Below are 1,267 nucleotides of genomic sequence, written 5' to 3' on the forward strand. Positions count from 1 at the left end.
CCCTTAAACCCCCCGCCTGTGTTCCCCCCCTCCTCTATCCACAGCCCTGGACCACCCCGAGCCTCTCCATCCACAGAATCCCGTTCGCCCTCTCCTCACCCCACCCTCCCCAGCAAAGGTTGGCCTCCCAGCCCGCCACCATCCAATCCTCCTCACCCCACACTCACCACCACTCGCCACCGGGAGGCCGAGATGCACCGACCCTTGGTCATCACCGAAGACCACGCCCTGCTCGACGACCTGGTCCGCATAGCCGCCGCAGCCGGCGCACAACTCGACGTGGCCCACGTCCCCGCCCACGCCCGCCCGTTCTGGAACCTCGCCCCGCTGGTAGTCGTGGGCGCCGACCAGGCGGACGCCGTGGCCGCGACCTCCCCGCCCGTCCGCGACCAGGTCCTGCTCGTCACCCGCGATCACGAAGACCCGGACACCTGGCGAAAATGCGTGGCCGTGGGAGCCCAGGCCGTCGTGAGCCTCCCCGGCGACGAACGCCACCTGGTGGAGCGGCTCGCCGACGCCATGGAGCCGGACCCCCGCTCGGGCGCCGTGATCTGCGTGATCGGGGGTCGTGGCGGCGCGGGCGCAAGCGTGCTGTCCGCCTGCCTCGCCCTGCGCGCCTCGGGCGATCACCTACGCACACTGCTGGTGGACGCGGACCCACTCGGTGGCGGCATAGACGCGCTCTTGGGTCGTGAGGAAGCGCCCGGCGCCAGATGGGGAGACCTGGTGGCACGAGAGGGCCGGATCAGCTCGAGTGCGCTCCAGGCCGCACTGCCATCGTTCGGGGACCTGGCCGTCCTCTCCTTCCACCGAGGCGAGGTGGCGACGATCCCGGCGCAGGCCATGCGCTCGGTACTCGAAGCCGGCCAGCGAGGTTTCGACCTGGTGGTCGTGGACCTCCCACGTCACCTCGACCCAGCCTCGGTCGAAGCTCTGACGCGAGCAAAGGTCACCCTGGTGGTGGCGACGGCAGACGTACGCGGGATCCTCTCGACCGTCCAGGTGCTGGGCGAGGCCCGCAAACACACCTCGGACCTGCGAGCGATCCTCCGTCAGGGAGTGGTGGACGAAGACCTGGCCGCCACATCCCTGGGCATCCCGTCCGCCGGAAACCTGCCCGACCAGCCAAGGCTCACGACCACCCTCAACCGCGGCGAGCTCCCCAAACTCGGCCCCCGCACGGTGCTGGGCGCCCTGTGCACAACCCTCCTCCGCGACCTCCTCCCATGACCACACCCAAACCCTCACCACTCCCCGCCCCCCGCAC

The 1,267-nt window shown here is 70.4% G+C and carries 1 protein-coding gene; it reads left to right on the forward strand.

Translation table 11 applies throughout. From position 1 onward, the window contains the following. Positions 1–192 precede the first annotated feature (192 nt). Positions 193–1,230: a septum site-determining protein Ssd gene (ssd, locus tag ETD85_RS62355; protein WP_138699104.1), complete on the forward strand. Its 1,038-nt coding sequence runs from the start codon at positions 193–195 to the stop codon at positions 1,228–1,230. Positions 1,231–1,267: the final 37 nt, after the last annotated feature.

The organism is Nonomuraea zeae (assembly GCF_005889725.1).
GTDB classification, from domain to species: Bacteria; Actinomycetota; Actinomycetes; order Streptosporangiales; family Streptosporangiaceae; genus Nonomuraea; species Nonomuraea zeae.